At 73.7% G+C, this 15,789-nt stretch carries 16 protein-coding genes and 1 pseudogene; 4 read left to right on the plus strand and 13 right to left on the minus strand.

Annotated features, from left to right (window positions below):
- Nucleotides 1-239 precede the first annotated feature (239 nt).
- The 3 genes and pseudogenes from H4696_RS50030 to H4696_RS13560 form a co-directional block, all read right to left on the minus strand.
- Complete coding sequence (locus H4696_RS50030; RefSeq protein ID WP_420831563.1) at nt 240-881, minus strand: alcohol dehydrogenase catalytic domain-containing protein; 642 nt, start codon at nt 879-881, stop codon at nt 240-242.
- 21 nt (nt 882-902) lie between these two features.
- Nucleotides 903-1,192, minus strand: a pseudogene (locus H4696_RS51515) (alcohol dehydrogenase catalytic domain-containing protein); the annotation flags it as partial.
- Between the two features lie 107 nt (nt 1,193-1,299).
- Complete coding sequence (locus tag H4696_RS13560) at nt 1,300-1,914, minus strand: Rv1733c family protein (protein WP_143264995.1); 615 nt, start codon at nt 1,912-1,914, stop codon at nt 1,300-1,302.
- Nucleotides 1,915-2,112: 198 nt separating this feature from the next.
- On the opposite strand from H4696_RS13560, the gene H4696_RS13565 reads away from it, so the two are divergent.
- The gene (locus H4696_RS13565; RefSeq protein WP_086857871.1) at nt 2,113-3,525 is read left to right on the plus strand and encodes a glycosyltransferase; all 1,413 of its coding nucleotides are present in this window, start codon (nt 2,113-2,115) and stop codon (nt 3,523-3,525) included.
- Nucleotides 3,522-4,502 (plus strand): galactose-1-phosphate uridylyltransferase, encoded by a 981-nt coding sequence (locus H4696_RS13570; RefSeq protein WP_086857872.1) that lies wholly within the window; start codon nt 3,522-3,524, stop codon nt 4,500-4,502. Before H4696_RS13565 ends, H4696_RS13570 begins: the two co-directional genes overlap by 4 nt.
- 184 nt (nt 4,503-4,686) lie before the next feature.
- On the opposite strand, the gene H4696_RS50040 is transcribed toward H4696_RS13570, so the two are convergent.
- From H4696_RS50040 to H4696_RS13600, 6 genes are all read right to left on the minus strand, one after another.
- A complete protein-coding gene (locus tag H4696_RS50040; RefSeq protein ID WP_225955678.1) occupies nt 4,687-5,763 on the minus strand; it encodes a nitroreductase/quinone reductase family protein in 1,077 nt (358 codons plus the stop codon).
- Nucleotides 5,760-6,236, minus strand: a complete 477-nt coding sequence (locus tag H4696_RS13580; protein ID WP_211299639.1) for a hypothetical protein — start codon at nt 6,234-6,236, stop codon at nt 5,760-5,762. Before H4696_RS13580 ends, H4696_RS50040 begins: the two co-directional genes overlap by 4 nt.
- Nucleotides 6,237-6,326: 90 nt before the next feature.
- A complete protein-coding gene (locus H4696_RS13585; protein ID WP_086857873.1) occupies nt 6,327-7,673 on the minus strand; it encodes a wax ester/triacylglycerol synthase domain-containing protein in 1,347 nt (448 codons plus the stop codon).
- A gap of 46 nt (nt 7,674-7,719) precedes the next feature.
- Nucleotides 7,720-8,355, minus strand: coding sequence for a DUF5947 family protein (locus H4696_RS13590; protein ID WP_086857874.1), 636 nt, complete (start codon nt 8,353-8,355; stop codon nt 7,720-7,722).
- Nucleotides 8,352-8,816, minus strand: a complete 465-nt coding sequence (locus H4696_RS13595; protein WP_086857875.1) for a thioredoxin — start codon at nt 8,814-8,816, stop codon at nt 8,352-8,354. The genes H4696_RS13590 and H4696_RS13595 overlap by 4 nt, the downstream gene beginning before the upstream one ends.
- Nucleotides 8,813-9,754 carry an NADH-quinone oxidoreductase subunit B family protein gene (locus tag H4696_RS13600; RefSeq protein ID WP_420831498.1) on the minus strand — a complete coding sequence of 314 codons (942 nt, stop codon included), beginning with the start codon at nt 9,752-9,754 and terminating at the stop codon, nt 8,813-8,815. The genes H4696_RS13595 and H4696_RS13600 overlap by 4 nt, the downstream gene beginning before the upstream one ends.
- 218 nt (nt 9,755-9,972) lie before the next feature.
- Between H4696_RS13600 and H4696_RS13605 the strand changes: the two genes are divergently transcribed.
- Nucleotides 9,973-10,473: a helix-turn-helix domain-containing protein gene (locus tag H4696_RS13605; RefSeq protein WP_225955679.1), complete on the plus strand. Its 501-nt coding sequence runs from the start codon at nt 9,973-9,975 to the stop codon at nt 10,471-10,473.
- 21 nt (nt 10,474-10,494) lie between these two features.
- On the opposite strand, the gene H4696_RS13610 is transcribed toward H4696_RS13605, so the two are convergent.
- From H4696_RS13610 to H4696_RS13625, 4 genes are all read right to left on the minus strand, one after another.
- Nucleotides 10,495-11,463, minus strand: coding sequence for an MEDS domain-containing protein (locus H4696_RS13610; RefSeq protein WP_249026902.1), 969 nt, complete (start codon nt 11,461-11,463; stop codon nt 10,495-10,497).
- 325 nt (nt 11,464-11,788) lie between these two features.
- Nucleotides 11,789-12,778, minus strand: coding sequence for an Acg family FMN-binding oxidoreductase (locus H4696_RS13615; RefSeq protein ID WP_192782298.1), 990 nt, complete (start codon nt 12,776-12,778; stop codon nt 11,789-11,791).
- A gap of 5 nt (nt 12,779-12,783) precedes the next feature.
- Complete coding sequence (locus H4696_RS13620) at nt 12,784-13,245, minus strand: DUF6292 family protein (RefSeq protein WP_086857877.1); 462 nt, start codon at nt 13,243-13,245, stop codon at nt 12,784-12,786.
- A complete protein-coding gene (locus tag H4696_RS13625) occupies nt 13,214-14,680 on the minus strand; it encodes an MFS transporter (protein ID WP_086857878.1) in 1,467 nt (488 codons plus the stop codon). Before H4696_RS13625 ends, H4696_RS13620 begins: the two co-directional genes overlap by 32 nt.
- Before the next feature lie 131 nt (nt 14,681-14,811).
- Here H4696_RS13625 and H4696_RS13630 point away from each other — a divergent pair, with 131 nt between their 5' ends.
- Complete coding sequence (locus H4696_RS13630) at nt 14,812-15,789, plus strand: ABC transporter ATP-binding protein (RefSeq protein ID WP_086857879.1); 978 nt, start codon at nt 14,812-14,814, stop codon at nt 15,787-15,789.

Raw genomic sequence — 15,789 nt, forward strand, 5'->3', positions numbered from 1 at the left:
TCGGCAGACCTGGTATGCGGAAAAGTCATGCCCGCACTCGTCGATGGCCCAGGGGCCCGGCGAAGTCACGCGGCCGGGCCACTCCGCCGCCGGTGACCCGCTCGCCCCACGTCCTGAATGACTCATTCAGGTCTTCGGAGGTCCTGAATGAGTCATTCAAGACGCCGGCGCGACGCCGCGGACCGCACCGACCCGACTTTGCCGGGCCCCTGCGTCGGTGGCCGGGCGGCAGCGGAGTTTCACATCTCGAAGACGACGCGGGCGGGGACCCGGCCGGCCAGCACGTCCGCGATCGAGTCGTTGACTTCGTCGAGCTTGCGGTCGACGGCGACGACCTTCGTCCGGCCGGCCGCGTGCAGGGCGAACACGTCGGCGAGGTCGTTGCGGGTCCCGACGATCGAGCCGATGACCGACTTCCCGCCGAGGACGGTGTCGAAGATCGGCAGGCTCATCGTGCCGTCCGCGGGCAGCGCCACGCACACCAGCCGGCCGCCGCGGCGCAGGGACCGGAACGCCTGGTCGAACGAGGCGGGCGAGGCCGCCAGTGCCACCGCGACGTCCGCGCCTCCCAGCGCCTGGATCGCCTCGGCCGGATCACCCGCCGACGCGTCGACGACGTGGTCGGCACCCAGTTCCTTCGCCAGCGCCAGCTTTTCGGCGGTCACGTCGACCCCGATGGTGAACCCGCCGAAGATCCGCGCGTACTGCAGCGCCAGGTGCCCGAGACCGCCGATCCCGAACACCGCGACCGTTTCGGCCGGTGCCACCCCGGCGACCTTGATCGCCTTGTACGTGGTCACGCCCGCACAGGTCAGCGGGGCGGCGTCACGGGAGCTCACGTCGTCCGGCACCGGGGTGGCGAACGCCGCGGGAACGGCCACGTACTCGGCGAACGCGCCGTCGACCGAGTAGCCGGAGTTGCGCTGCTGCTCGCACAGCGTTTCCCGGCCGGAGATGCAGTACCGGCATTCGCCGCAGGCGCCGGCCAGCCAGGCGATCGCGACCCGCTGCCCGATCTGCCGGTTGCCACCGCCGACCCGAGTTCCCGGATCACGCCGATGCCTTCGTGGCCTGGGACGAACGGCGGTGACGGCTTGACCGGCCAGTCCCCGTGGGCCGCGTGGATGTCGGTGTGGCACAACCCGCTGTGCTCGACGCGGACGAGGACATCGCCGGGCCCGATCGCGGGCACCGGGAGGTCCTGGATCTCACAACACCGGCGTCCGGCGGCTCCCCAGGTCCGAAAGTCCCCGGCCGCGTCGACCAAGGCCCTCCCGGGTCAGCGCCGCCACCGCGTGCTCAAGAACCCGCCGGGCTCTGGTCACCCTTGCGCCGGGTCTGCAGGACGTTCCACTCCCGTTGCCACTCGGCGAAGCGGTACCGGTTCAGCAGGAACACCAGCACGCGGTACGCCGCGACGAGCATCGACGTCACCGCCGCCCACAGGGTCAGCGCCGCGATCGGGGCACCGATCGCCGCCGCGGCCGTGGTCAGCGGAGGCTGGGTGGGCGCACCCGTCGCGTCCAGCCAGATGTCGATCCCTTGGCCCGCGACCGCTCCGGCCGGTGCGTCCACGTCGCCGGCGCGCTGCAGGCCGTCGCGGGTCCACCAGGTCGCCCGGGTCGGGCCGGCCTCGTAGGACGTTCCGCCGCGGCCGGCCGCGGCGGGCAGCGGGCCGTCGACGAGCAAGGTCGCCGTCGCCGGGTAGCGGGTGGCGCTCTGTTCGACGGCTTTCGCCGACTGGGCCGAATACACGCCGATACCGAACGGCACCGCGCCCGCCGTCGCCCCGAGCACCAGCAGGATCAGCAGTGCCAGGAGCCGCGCCTGCAGGCGGTCCGACGGGCGGGCCAGCGAGTCGCGTCCGGGCAGGAGGCTGTGCCGCAGCCGGGTCAACCGCATCCTGGTGTACATCTCTCCTGCCCTCCGGATCGCTCGGAAACGTGTCACCAGCATCGCCGGGGCGGTGGGGCGCACCGCAGGGGAAACGGTCCTCGTTCGGCGGGCACTGAGACCGTTCCGCCGCCGGGGGTTCCGGTGACTTTGGGCCCTGGCCAAGGCGTCCGTGGTGCCCGACAGTGGACATCCGCGCGTCCAGTGAGAGGCGACCCCATGCAGACTGTCGACGTCGGCACGCTCTCGATCTCGGCCTACCGGGCAGTCGCACCGGACTGGGTCGTGCAGCCTCTCCTCTCCGTCGCGGAGCGGCTCAGCGACGCGCGGGTGGTCCACCTGAGCGCCACCCCCTACGGTGGCGGCGTTTCCGAGCTGCTGCGCTCGGCCGTGCCGCTCTACAACGACCTGGGCGTCCACGCGAGCTGGAAGATCATCAGCGGGGAGCCTGCGTTCTTCACCGTGACGAAGAAGCTGCACAACGCCCTGCAGGGCGGCGGAGACCCGCTCACGGACGCCGACATCCGGCTCTACGAGGAGACCTCACGCCGCAATGCCGAGCAGCTGTCGGCCGACCCGGACTTCCTCGCGGCCGACTTCGTCTTCGTGCACGACCCGCAGCCCGCCGCCGTACTGTCCTTTGCGGACGGTTCGAGCGCGCGATCGGTGTGGCGGTGCCACGTCGACACCTCCGAGCCGGCTCCGGGCGCCTGGGACTACCTCGGCGGGTTCGTCGAGCGCTACGACGCGACGGTCTTCACCATGGCGGACTTCGTGCCGCCGACGCTTTCCCGCGACCGCGCCGACATCATCTGCCCGGCCATCGATCCGCTCAGCCCCAAGAACATGTCACTGGACGACCGGACCGCGCACGCGGTGCTCAACTGGATCGGCATCGAACCCGACCGCCCGCTCGTGACGCAGGTGTCGCGGTTCGACCCGTGGAAGGACCCGCTGGGTGTGATCGACGCGTTCCGCCTGGTCCGGCCCGAGGTACCCGGGCTGCAGCTCGCGCTGGTCGGCTCGATGGCGCTCGACGACCCGCAGGGCTGGGACGTCTACCGCCAGATCGGCGAGGCCGGCCGCGACGACCCGGACATCCACGTCTTCACCAACCTGACGGGCGTCGGCAACGTCGAGGTCAACGCGTTCCAGAAGTTCTCCTCGGTGATGATCCAGAAGTCGGTCCGCGAAGGGTTCGGGCTGGTGGTGTCCGAAGCGCTGTGGAAGGGCACGCCGATCGTGGCGGGCCGGGCCGGCGGGATCCCGCTGCAGGTCGCCGGCACCGCCGGCGGGGTGCTCGTCGACTCGACCGACGAGTGCGCGAAGGCGCTGCTCGGGTTGCTCCGGGATCCCGCCCGCTCGGCCGCGATGGGTGCGGCGGGCCGCGAGCGCGTGCGGCGGCACTTCCTCCTCCCCCGGCTCCTGCTCGACGAGCTGACGTTGCTGGACGGCCTCGCCCACGGCGATCCGCCCGGCGCGCTGATGACCCGGTCGGACCACCGCGATCCGGTCTGCGGGCTGACGGTCCCGCCCGACGCCGGGACCCCCACGGCGGTCCGGGCCGGGAAGACCCGCTTCTTCTGCTCGCCGGAGTGCCGCACCACCTTTCTGAACGGAGCGGAATCGTGACGACCAGGCGCTGGCACGGCGGCGAACTGCGCTGGAACGCCGAAACCGAGGACTGGACGGTGCTCGCGCCCGGCCGGCGGGACCGCCCGCACGGCGTCGGCCGGACCGCGTGCCCGTTCTGCCCGGGGCCGGCCCAGGACACCCCGCCCGAAACGTGGCGGCTCCCCGCTGCGGGCCCGGGCTGGCGCGTCCGCGCGGTCCCGAACCGCTATGCCCTCTCCGACAAACACGAGATCGTCATCGAATCGCCGCGCCACGACTGGGACCTCGCGACCGGAACACCGGCGGAGGTCGCGGACGTCCTCACGGCGTGGCAGGACCGCCACCGGTCGCTCCGTGCGTCGGCCGCCCAGGTCGTCGTGTTCCGCAACCACGGGCTCGCGGCCGGGATCTCCCTGGCGCACCCGCACTCGCAGGTGGCCGGCCTGCCCGTGCTGTCCGCCGGCACCCGGCGCGAACTGGAGACCGCGCGGGCGCACCACCGCGACCACGGGCGGCGGCTCGCGGACGAACAGCTCGAAGCGGCGCTGAGCGAGGGCAGCCGGGTCGTCTTCGCCGACGACCACGCGGTCGCGTACGCGCCGTTCGCGCCGGTCGCGGCGTACGAGTTCCGGATCGTCCCGCACCACCCGCGACCGGACTTCGCGGCCTCGACCGAGGAGGAGATCCACGCGACGGCCGGGTGCTTGCGGGCCGTCCTCGCCGCCCTGCGCGCCGAACTGGGCGACCCGGCCTACAACGTCGTCGTGCGGACCGCGCCGTGCGGTTACGAGGCCGCACCGTTCCTCGCCTGGTCGTTGCAGGTGGTACCCCGCCTGGAGATCCCCGCCGGCCTGGAACTGGCGACGGGTGTTCCCGTCACGACGGTCAGCCCGGAACACGCCGCCGCCCGCCTGCGCACCGCGGTCGGCGAGGCCCGGCCGCCGGGGTCCCGGCAAAGTCGTGCGTGGTCTGCCCGGGGTCGCGGGTCGTCATGAAGGTCGTTCATGACGTGCGGGTGGTGACCGGCGTGGCTGCTGGGTCTGGTGTTCCGGTCCCGGAAGCACCCAATGTGGCGTTCGGTGCGCTGGACGCACCCAACGCCACATTGGGGCGCATCCGCCAGCCACCTCCGGCCCGACTCTGCCGCAGTCCTGGCCGGACCGCGGTGAGCGAGGCCGCTCAGTTCCCGGGGTCCGGGGCCTCCGGGACGATCCGGAACACCGGGACGTCCGCGGCGATTTCGGCGAACTCCTCGAGCGAGGCGTGCCGGTCGACCGCGATGTGGGCCCGGGCGCCGGGCGCGACGGCGAGGTAGCGGCGAAGCACCGGCGGGCGTTCCTCCGGCACCACCTCTTCCAGCCGCACGGTTTCCCCGCGGCCGTGCCGGAGCACCACGTGACCCCCGGCCGCGCGGACGTTGCGCACCCACTGGGTCCGGTCGCCCAGCATCGCCACGAGGTACCGCTCGCCGTCGTGGTCGGCGACCACGAGGGGAACCCGGACCAGCCGCCCGGTGGCGCGGCCGGGCACCTCCAGCGTCGCGACCCGCTGCGGGAGCACGCCCGCCGAATACGCGAGCGCGGCGCCGCGGTTCATCAGCCGGGCCACGCCGTGCGGGCGGGCACCGCGGTACTGGCGGCGCGCCCACCGCTGCACCGGGCCGTCCGGCGGTGCCGTGCGGCCGTCGACGAGCGACGCCGCGTCGTCGCGGATCGTCCGCAAGGTGGCCAGCATGACGAAGCGGGCGAACGGCCGGACCAGCCGCCAGTGACGGGCGAACCGCCGGGCCGACTCCGGGTCGGTGGTGGCCGCCCGCGCCTCGTAGGTGACCAGCGTGCGGGAAGGTCCGTAGGGGCGAAGCGAAATCCCGGCCACGATGCGGCACCAGCCGGGTTCGGCGAACTCCGCGAACCCGCCGGGTGTCATCGTCCGCACGTCGTGCCACTCGACGCCGGGCAGCCAGAACCGCCCGATCGCGCCCAGGACCACCTCGCGTCCCGGCGTGTCGCCCAGCCGCAGCCAGCCGGGGAACCCCGTGGCGCGGTCGAAGGGCTTCAGCTCGGCCGGCGTGGTCCGCGAGAACACCGCCAGGCCGGTCAGCGGGGACCGGACCCGGGTGAGGTCCAGGTCGCGCACGGCGCGCCAGGTTTCGCCGATGTCGGCGTCGGCGACGACGTGCTCGATCAGCGTGACGTCGAACCGCGGGAGGAACCGGTCGACGAGCAGGTCCGCGCCCGCGAGGGCGGTATCGGTCATGGCCGTGCCTTTCGTTCGGCGGGCGGATCACCCGCGGGCTTCCGGAGGGCCGCCCGGACCACGGTCACCAGTCCGACGACGAGGCCGAGCACCGATCCCGCGATCCCGGCGACGAGCACGATCCGGGCCACCACGGCCCAGTCGAACGACCCGCCGCCGAAGTCGAACGGGAAGACCTGCCACAACCGCACGAGGGCGACCAGGCCGGCGCACGTCGTCACCACGCCGTCGAGCGCGACCAGCCACTCGGGGTCGTGCCACAGGTGCACGAAGCCGGTGACCGCGCCGACCACCAAGGCGAGGTCGACGACTCCGACCACCGAGGAGAACGCCGGGGTGAGGAACGGCACCACCGCCCAGCCGGGCCTGCCGTTGATCAGCACCAGCAGGACGCCGTTGACCACCACCCCGGCGAAGTAGCCGGCGAGCCGGGTCCGGGCGGGGGGACGGCGGGTTTTCACGCTGGTGGTCATCGCGGGCCTCCGTTCGCTCCGATCGTCGTCCGCCGGGTGGTTCCGGGGCAGGGTCCTGGGTCCACGACGGGAGAGCCGAAAGGCCGCTCTTCAGCCGGATTCCCCGCGCACCACAGCCAGTTCCGCCGCCAGTCCGTCGACGAGGACGTCCAGGTCGGGGCACCGGTCGGCGGCCGCGAGCACCGAGATCGTCAGCGTGCCCGCGTAGGAGAGCGCTTCGAAGACGACGGCCAGGTTCCCGCTTTCGCCCACGCTGAGCGGGATCGCCGCCAGGACCGGCGCACCGCCGAAGCCGACCGGCTCGGCCGGGCCCCGCACATGGCTGACGAGCGTGTGCATCCGGCGCTGGTGGTTCATGTACCAGCGGTAGCCACCGAGCGCGGCCGCCGCCCGGAAGGCCGCACCCAGCACGGCGATCGGCGGTGGCCCGGAAGCGGCGGCCTTGGCGGACCGGACCTGGGACGTCACCCGGCCGAGCCGGGCGCGCACGGAACCGGTGGCCGGCACCGTGACGAGCATCGGGCTGACCGCGTTGCCCAGGGCCGCGCCGTCGCCCGCGGTCCGGCCCGACACCGGCACGGTGATCACGAACGCGTCGACGTCCTCCCCGCGAGCGGCCGCCAGCCGGCGCAGCGCACCGGCCACGACGACCAGGACGGCGTCGTTCACCGATGCGCCGTACCGGTGGGCCGCCGCCCCCAGTGCGGACAGGTCGGTCCGGACCACCGCGAGCTTGCGACCCGGTCCGGTCGGGCCGACCAGCGAACACGGGGTGGCGCGCGCCGGGTGCAGGCCGCCACCGGCGGCGGTGGCGCGTCGCAACGCGCGCAGGGCCGGCCCGATCCGGCGCACCGCGCGCAACCGGCCGGCCAGCGCGTCCCGGCGCAGCGTCCCGGCACCGGGACGCGGGACCGGGAAAGGCGGCACGTCCGGCTCCGCGGTTCCGTCCACCAGGCGAGCCAAGACGGCGAGACCTCCGACGCCGTCCGCGAGCACGTGGTCGAACACCACCACCAACGCGGCTTCGTGGCCGGCCAGCCCGGTCACGAAGGTCGCCGACCACAGCGGGGCGTTCCGGGGCAACGGGGTGGACACCAGCGACAACGCGGTGTCGAGCACCGCCTGCCGATCGCCGGGCGGTGCGCACACCGCGGCCCGGACGTGGCGGCGGACGTCGAAGCAGGCGTCGTCGGCCCAGATCGGCCCGCCGCCGCCCAGCGGCGCCCGGACCAGCCGACGGCGCAGCCGCGGGACGGCCGGGATCCGCTCGGCGATCCGCTGCCGCACCCGGGCCAGGTCGAGCCCCGGAGCCGGCCCGAGCAGCAGGAGCACCCCGAACTGCACCGGTACCTCGGCCGTGTTCATCGCCAGGAAGGCGCGGTCGGCCGGACTCGCGCGGTCCACGACCGGCCGCGCCGGGCGGCCCCTTCGCACCATGGCCCGAGTCGACCCCGGAACCCGGGGTATCGGCCAGGGCCGGAAGTCACCAGGCCCGTGCCGGCCCGGACCGGTCTTCCGGGCCCATCGGCCGCGCCCGCCGGCGGATCTCCGCGAACAGCTCGCCGACGCGGTCGTGCATCTCCGGGCCGCCGTCGGGGCCGGTCCAGAAGCGGCGGACCACGCCGGTCAGGCGGTAGCAGGCGTCGACCGGGACGAGGAAGCAGTCCGTGGTCCGCTCCGCGCCGCGGAACACGATCGCCTCGACGTCCGGTTCCGCCGCCGCCAGGAGGGGGTGGCCGGCCGCGATGTCCGTCCAGAGGTCGGCGGGCAGCGTGGTCTCGGCGGCGCCGGCCGGACCGGGCTGGAACGCCGTGACCCGGGTGCCGCGGCGCAGCACGAACGCGAACCCGGCCGGCACGCCGAGGGCGCGCCAGTCGAGGCACGCGACCGGGTGGGCGGGGTCCCAGAGGTAGCGCTCCGGAACCGCCCGGTAGCGCGCGCCGTCGCACCTCGTGCACCGCAGGAAGCACGCGCGGCACGCGCACAGCAGGCCCCGCCGGCCGGTGTCGACCACGTGGGCGTGCCGGCCGGCCACCGGCGTCCCGCACAGCTCGCACGCCTCCGGGCGCACCGCTCCCCGGTTCAGCGCGGCGGGAAAAGCTCCACTGTGGACACTCATGACGCCGGTCCGGCGTAGCCCGGCGGCGGTCCGACGCCGATCCGGTGGAACGCGGTGACGAACTCGACGCCGGTGACCTCCGGTGCGGCGTCGCGGACCGCCGCGGCCACCGCCGGCCGGGACGCGGCCCCGCAGCCGCCGCCGAGCCACAGGCGCACCACCCCGCCGTCGGTGTTCAGGTACCCGGCGTCGGCGCCCACCCGGGCCAGGGCGCGCCGGATCCGGGCGGTGGCGTCGTGCGGATGGAGGTCGTGCAGCACCAGCAGGTCCGTCACGACGTCGTCCGCGGCGATCGCGTCCAGCGCGCCGGGAGCGTGCTCGCGCAGGAGGGCGACGACCCTGGTCAGGCCTTCGCCGTACAGGTCCGTCAGCTGCCGGACGATCTCTTCGGCGGGCCGGCGGCCCGGCCCGGCGAGCAGCGTGGACAGAAGTGTCCTGAGCCGGGTTTCGACGGAGCTCACCGCTCGCCCGCCGTGCGGATCTCGCGGAGGATGCGGATCGCCGAGCCGGTCACGCTTTCCGTCGCGGTCGGCACCCCGGCGTCGACCGGGTTCTCCATGAACGGCATGAACTTGTCCGGGAACCCGGGCATGGTGCAGCCGATGCAGATGCCGCCGACGTTCGGACAGCCGCCCACGCCGTTGATCCAGCCCCGCTTGGGCACGTTGCACCGGACCACCTGGCCCCAGCACCCCAGCTTCACCAGGCAGCGCGGCGAGTCGTGCCGGTCGGCGAACTCGTCCTGCTCGTAGTAGCCGGCCCGGTCGCACCCTTCGTGGACGGTGTTGCCGAACAGCCACTTCGGCCGCAGGGCCTCGTCGACGTCGATCACCGGTGCGCTCCCGGACGCCTGGAACAGCAGGTGCAGGATGGTCTCGGACATGTTGTCCGGCTGGGCCGGGCAGCCGGGCACGCACACGATCGGCAGCCCGGCCCACGACCGCCAGTCCCGGCCGAGGTACTCGGGCACCCCCATGGCGCCGGTGGGGTTGCCGGCCATGGCGTGCACCCCGCCGTACGCGGCGCAGGTGCCGACCGCCAGGATCGCCATCGCCCGGGGCGCCAGCCGGTCGAGCCACTCGGCGGCGGTGATCGGCTGGCCCGTCTCCGGATCGGTGCCGAACCCGCACCAGAAGCCTTCGGCCTTGTTCGTCTCGTCGGCGATCGAGCCTTCGACGATCAGGATGAACGGGTCGAGGTCGCCGCGGGCCGCGCGGTGCCACCATTCGATGAAGCTGTCCGGACCGCCGTCGGGCCCGCTCTGGAAATCGAGGAACGGCCAGTGCATCACGATCTCGGGAAGGCCGGGAAGACCACCGAGGACGATCTCTTCGATACCGGGCTGGGTGGCCGCGGTGAGGGCCACCGATTCCCCGTCGCAGCTCAGCCCGCCATTCATCCACAGAATGTGGACGGTCGGCGGGAGATTTCCCGAGCCGGCCTTCGCCATCGTCGATCCCTTCCCCGCGAGCGAGAAGACGCCACCGTAGTCCGTGCCCGGCGGGCGCGGCAAGGCCGGCCGGACACACCTGAGCGACGGGCGGGACAAAACCGGCCGTCCGCGCTCGGTATTCCGCGACTACACTGAACACCCCGTCGGAAGGGACTTTGATCGAAATGGAAACGGCCGGCCGGTCAGCGGGCAAGTCGATCGAGGTGGTACCGGTCGAAATCGTCACGAAGATCTTTCCGGCCCGGCCGTCCGCGGTTCCGCGAATCCGGGAATTCGTCCAGGGGTGTCTCGGGGACGCGCCGCTCGCCGACGCGGAAGACCGCGAGATCGGCAACACGATCCTCACGGCGCTGCTGAGCGCCGCCGGACCTTCGGGGGTGCTCGAGGTCTCGTGCCGGCGGTACCCCGGGCACGTCGAGTTCGACGTGCTCCCCTCCCGCGCCCCGCGGTCCGGCCCGGTTGCCCCGCGGCCGGAGCCGGCCGCCAGCTTCGCCGCCTGGCTGGCCGAGGCGCTGCTCAGCCGGGGCATCACCAAGGAGGCCGCCGCCGAGCAGCTGGGCGTGTCGACCAAGACGCTGACCCGCTGGCTCGGCGGGCAGACCGAGCCCCGGCTGCGCGACCTGCGCCGGATCGAAGACCGGTTCGGTGACGTGCGGCTGCGGTGAGGACAGGTATGTCCGCGCCGCTCAGTCCCCGGCCGCGCGTTCCCGCATGGCCAGCTCGACGGTGCAGCCGGCGGCGTCGGAGCTGATGTCGAGCCACTCGCAGATCTGGTCGGTCATCCAGAGGCCGCCACCCGGGCCGGCCGCGGCGCGAAGGCCGTAGAACGCCGGGCCAGCGACCGGCCGGTCGCTGTGCAGCGTGCACACCACCCGGCCGGCCGCCGGCCGCACCCAGACGGCCGCCCGGTCGATACCGCGCTCGAGCAGGTAGGCGATCGCTTCGCCGACGGCGATGCCGAACAGCGTCGCCGTGTCCTCGGAACGGAGCAGAGCGCCGGCCCGGTCGAGCACGTACCGCCGGACGGCGACCAGATCCCCTTCGAAGCGGAAGACCTCATCGGCTTCCGGTGTCCCGGCCACCTCGAACGCGTCCCCTGCCGCGGGTGGCGTGAACCGCGCGGAGAGCCGGACCTGGCCGGCGATGACGCACTCGGGGTGGGTGCGGCGGGCCTCCTCGACGACGCCCGCGTCGAGGACCCTGGTGTCGTACGGGCAGATCAGCCAGATGCGGGTACCGCCCAGCGCCGCGTTGAACCCGTGTTCGGTGCGCTGCCACGCGGCCGCTTCACGGGCGCCGCCGCTGCGCGCGGGTTCGGCGAGGACGCGGACCGCCCCGGTCGGCGCGGTGGACCGGTGCCGGTCCCAGTAGCGCCGCAGCGCGTTGGCCAGCTTCGCCGGCCGACGGCCGATGTAACCCGATTCGGCGAAGGCGATCCGGTCGGCGTCGGCGCCCAGCACGGCGCGCAGCAGCTCCAGGTTGGCCGCGGTCGTGGTCACCAGCACCGGTTCGCCCCGGCACAGCCCTTCCTGCGCGAACGGCACGGCCGTCGCGAGGAACTCGGCGTCCGTGCCGTAGAGGAACCCTTGGTGGCGGAAACCGGCCTCCGGCACACCTCCCGGCGCCGAGCCGGTGGCCGCGGTCGTCTCGTGCACGAAACCTCCTGAAGCCGTCGTCGATCGCTTGTCGCGATGATCGCGTTTTCCCCCGAAATTCCCGAAGACCGCCGGAGCCTACTCGACGGCGCCCGATCCGGCTAATGCCCGACGAATTGATTGCACCCGTTCGGAGCAATTGCCGCCACCGGGACCCGACGGCCGGGAAACACTGCCCCATCGCAGGTCTAGGGCCAGATGTGTCTCACCGCCCAGCGACCCGGACAGTACTGTCCACCGATCGACCGAAAAAGGTCGGAACCATTGCACAATGGCGTTCCACGAACAATTGAATGACTGTTGCGACCAGGCATTCGAAATTGTTTCACCGCTCGCGCAGCACCTCTTCGACCGCCCGGCGAGGAGCGGGCGCGACCGCTTCCGCGGCGTAGCCGACGCGCACGAGAGCTTGCGGGAAGCCGGTGAGGCCGAGGTCCTCGCACAGCGCGGAGCGCACCGGCGCCCAGTGCAGCGGCTGCGTGAGCACCGCCGCGGCCAGGCCGAGGTCGACCGCCGCGAGCCAGGCCCGCTCCATCGCGTAGCCCACGCGGACGTGGTCCAGGCGGGCGTCGTCGGCGGTCACGAACAGCAGCAGGGTCTCGCCGGCCAGGCGGCGTTCGAGCTCGGCCGGCTCGGGGATTTCGGTCGCGCGGCGGACCAGGCCCGCCCACGGCACCGAGCCGGCGGGGATCCGGCTGGCGGGAACGCCGACGCCGTGGCGGTGGACAGCCTCGTCCCGGATCGTCCACAGGGACAGCTCGCGCTGGTAGACGCCGTCCTGGCGGAAGTGCTCGGCGGCGGAGTGCAGCAACCGGGACACGACGGCGACTTCCCGGCCGGCCTGGACCGGGCGCGCCTCGACGCCCCGCGCACCTCCGGCGGCGACGATGGCCCGTACGACCGGCGCCGGCACGGCCACCCCTTCGAACGGGGCGCGGTGGCTGACCCGGCGGGCGATGGCGCCGTAGCGGCGCAGTTCCTCGGCGGCAGGCGGTTCGGGGTCCCCGACGGCGATCCGCGCCACCAGGTCCGGCCGGCCGTCGTCGGGCAGGAAGGCGACCTCCGCCGAGCGGCCGAGGGTGCGGACCGCGAGTTCGAGGTTGGCCACGGCGGCACCGCAGGAAGCGGCGCGGTCGCGGCCGAGCGGGTCGTGGTGCGGCAGGGCCGGCTCGGCGCGTTCGCGCACCGACAGCTCCCCCGGCGCGACCTCCAGCAGCCACGGCTGGGTGTTGTGCACCGAAGGCGCGAGCATCATCGACCGGACCAGTACCTCGGTCTCGGCCGGCGTCCAGGTCGCGCGAGCCACAGCGGACATCGGCGTCACCCCGCTCCGGTCCGGAAGGGGACGGTCGTGGCCCACAGGCCGCGGCGGTGGCGCCGCAGCCGGTCCAGCAGTTCGCCGCGGTCGCCTCGCAGGTCCGGCGGGACGGGCTCGCCGGACCCGCCGCCGGCCAGCCGGACCGCCGCCACGAAACCGCGGACGCGCGCCGGGCTGGGCACGAGTTCCCCGCCGAGGTAGGCGAGCACCAGCAGGTCCTCGCCGGAATGGGTCTCCATGGCGAACGCCCAGCCGTGGCGTTCGTCCCACAGCAGCGCCATGTCCCGCCCGGGGTGCCGGGGCAGCCGGACGTCGAGGGCGACGTACGCGGAAGCGGGGGCATCGATGTCGACGGTGCAGGACTCCTCCCCCACCCCCACCGCGGCGCTCACCGCCGCCAGGTAGCCGGTCAGCCCGCCGCGCAGGCCGTGGTCACGGTCGATACCGGTCAGCAGGGGAATCACCTTCCATCGCTTCGGGACGTGCACCGGCCACATCGGACCGGGGTGTACCGGGATCCGACGGTACGTTCACGGAACGCCCGGCGGATGGCGTCGTTCGGCCCGGGATGCGAGGACTTTCGTCACTTCGCTTCCGGAAGGCACGCAGCAGGTCGCGCAGGACGGGGGTGCCCGGCCGGTCGTCGATCCGGCGCAACCCCACCCACCCCGCGGCCAGGACCGCGCCACCGGCGCCGAGCAGCACCACCCGGGCCGCGGGGATCCCCTGCGGGACCGCGCGAAGACCGACGAGCACGCTCGCGAGGGCGATCGACACCAGCAGGGCGACGCGCCCGCCTGCCTCGACGAAGCCGAAGACGCGGCCACGCAGGTCGTCGCCCACCTCGCTGCCCAGGAGGGTCCAGCCGACGAGGAAGGTCATGCCCGCCCCGGCGCCCGTGCCGACGCAGGCGGCCACGGCCGAGCCGAGGTCCGGGACGACGGCCAGCACCGCGACCGAGAACCCGGCGAGCACGATCGACAACGCGAACCAGCGGCGGCGGGAGAGCGCGTGCACGACCAGCGGCCCGCCGCCGACACCGAGCGCCATGCCGGCGAACAGCGCCGCGAACAGCAGTGCGAAGACGACGTCACCGTCGCCCAGAGTCCGGGCGTACCGCTGGGCGGCACCGATCACGGCACCCGCCCCGGCGAAGGCGACCAGGATCCCGGTGACCAGCCCGCGCACCGACGGGGTCCGGCGCACGTACCGCCACGCCTCGCCCAGCTCGCGCCGGACGCCGGGGTGCCCGGGCCGCGGCCCCCGGCCGCTCAGCTCGCGCACCCCCACCGCGAGCACGCCGGCGTTCGCCAGGAAGGTCGCGGAGTTCAGCAGCAGTGCGACGGTGACCGGGTCGAACCGGTCCGGGAGCCCGTACAGGCCCGCCATGGCCAGCGCGGAGACCACCGGCGTGACACCGTAGGTGGTCGCCAGGGAAAGCCGGTTGGCCGCTTCCAGCGCTTCGCGCGGGACGAGCGTGGGCACGGCGGCGTCACGGGCGGGCGACCACACCATCGCGAGGGCTTCGATGCCGAAAGTGGCGATCGCGGCCCACGCCACGACGGCCCCGGCGTCGGCCACCAGCAGCCCCACCGCCGGGATCGACGCGAAGAGCAGGAACCGGAGGAGGTCGCAGACGATCATCGTGTGCCGCCGGTCGAACCGGTCGGCCAGTACCCCGGCGACCGGGCCGAGCAGCAGCGCGGGCAGCAGGCGCACGGCCATCACCCCGCCGAAGGCGGCGCCCTGGGCCGTCGGGCCGGTGAAGCGCGCCGCGGCGAACGTCGAGGTGGCAAGCAAGCCGAGCCAGTCGCCGGTCGAGGAGACCGCGAGGACGAGCCACAGCCGCCGGAACGGCCGGATCCGCAGCACGGCGGCCACGGTGGGTGTCGTCGCCATCCGGACGTCCTTTCCCGGTTCCCGTGGCCGGAGTCAACGCCGTGCCCCGCGACCCCGCCAGTACCATCGGTCCCCCGGCCCGCGGACCTTCGGCCCTCCCGGTGCCGACCGCTCCCGCCGATGCTGGGCCGATGACGCACCAGGTAGCAGCGACGCCGGCGCGCTCCTCGACCGACGGGGTCCTGGCCGCGACCGGACTGGTCAAGCGCTTCGGTGACCGGCTCGCGGTCGACGACGTCACCTTCGCCATCCCGGCCGGAGAGACCTACGGGCTGCTGGGCCCGAACGGCGCGGGCAAGACCACGACCATCCGGCTGGTGTGCGGTCTGCTGCACGCGGACGCCGGCCACGTCGTGGTCGGCGGGACCGCGGTGAGTCCCGCTTCCACCGCCGGGCGGGGCCTGATCGGCTACGTTCCGCAGGATGTCGCGCTCTACCCCGACCTCACCGCCCGGGAGAACCTGACCTTCTTCGGGCGCCTGTACCGGCTGCGCGGCAAGGTGCTGCGTGACCGGGTGGACGAAGTCCTCGAGCTGATCGGGCTCGCCGACCGGGCGAAGGACAAGGTGGAGTCCTTTTCCGGCGGGATGCGGCGCCGCCTCAACATCGGCGCGGGGCTCCTGCACCGGCCGACGCTGCTGGTGCTCGACGAGCCGACCGTCGGCGTGGACCCGCAGAGCCGCCACGCGATCATGGAAAGCGTCCACCGGTTCGGCGCGGGCGGCATGGCCGTCCTCTACACCACGCACGACATGGCGGAAGCCGAACGGCTCTGCGACCGGGTCGGGATCATCGACCACGGCAGGCTGATCGCCGAAGGAACCCGCCGCGAGCTGGTCGACCGGCTCGGCGAACGGGACCGGATCACCCTGTCGGCGTCGGGCGACCTCGTCGGGTTCGCCACCCTCTGCCGCGACCTGCCCGGCATCGAGGGTGCGGACGCCACCGGGACCGAAGTCCACCTCATCGGGCGCGACGGCCGGAAGCTCCTGCCGTCGCTGTTCGCCGCGGCCGAGCGGGCGGGCGTGGCCGTCCGCTCGGCCGAGGTGGCCGAACCCGACCTCGAAGCGGTGTTCCTGCACCTCACCGGCACCGCACTGCGGGACTGA

Origin of the sequence: Amycolatopsis lexingtonensis (assembly GCF_014873755.1) — a bacterium.
In the GTDB taxonomy this organism is placed as follows: Bacteria; Actinomycetota; Actinomycetes; order Mycobacteriales; family Pseudonocardiaceae; genus Amycolatopsis; species Amycolatopsis lexingtonensis.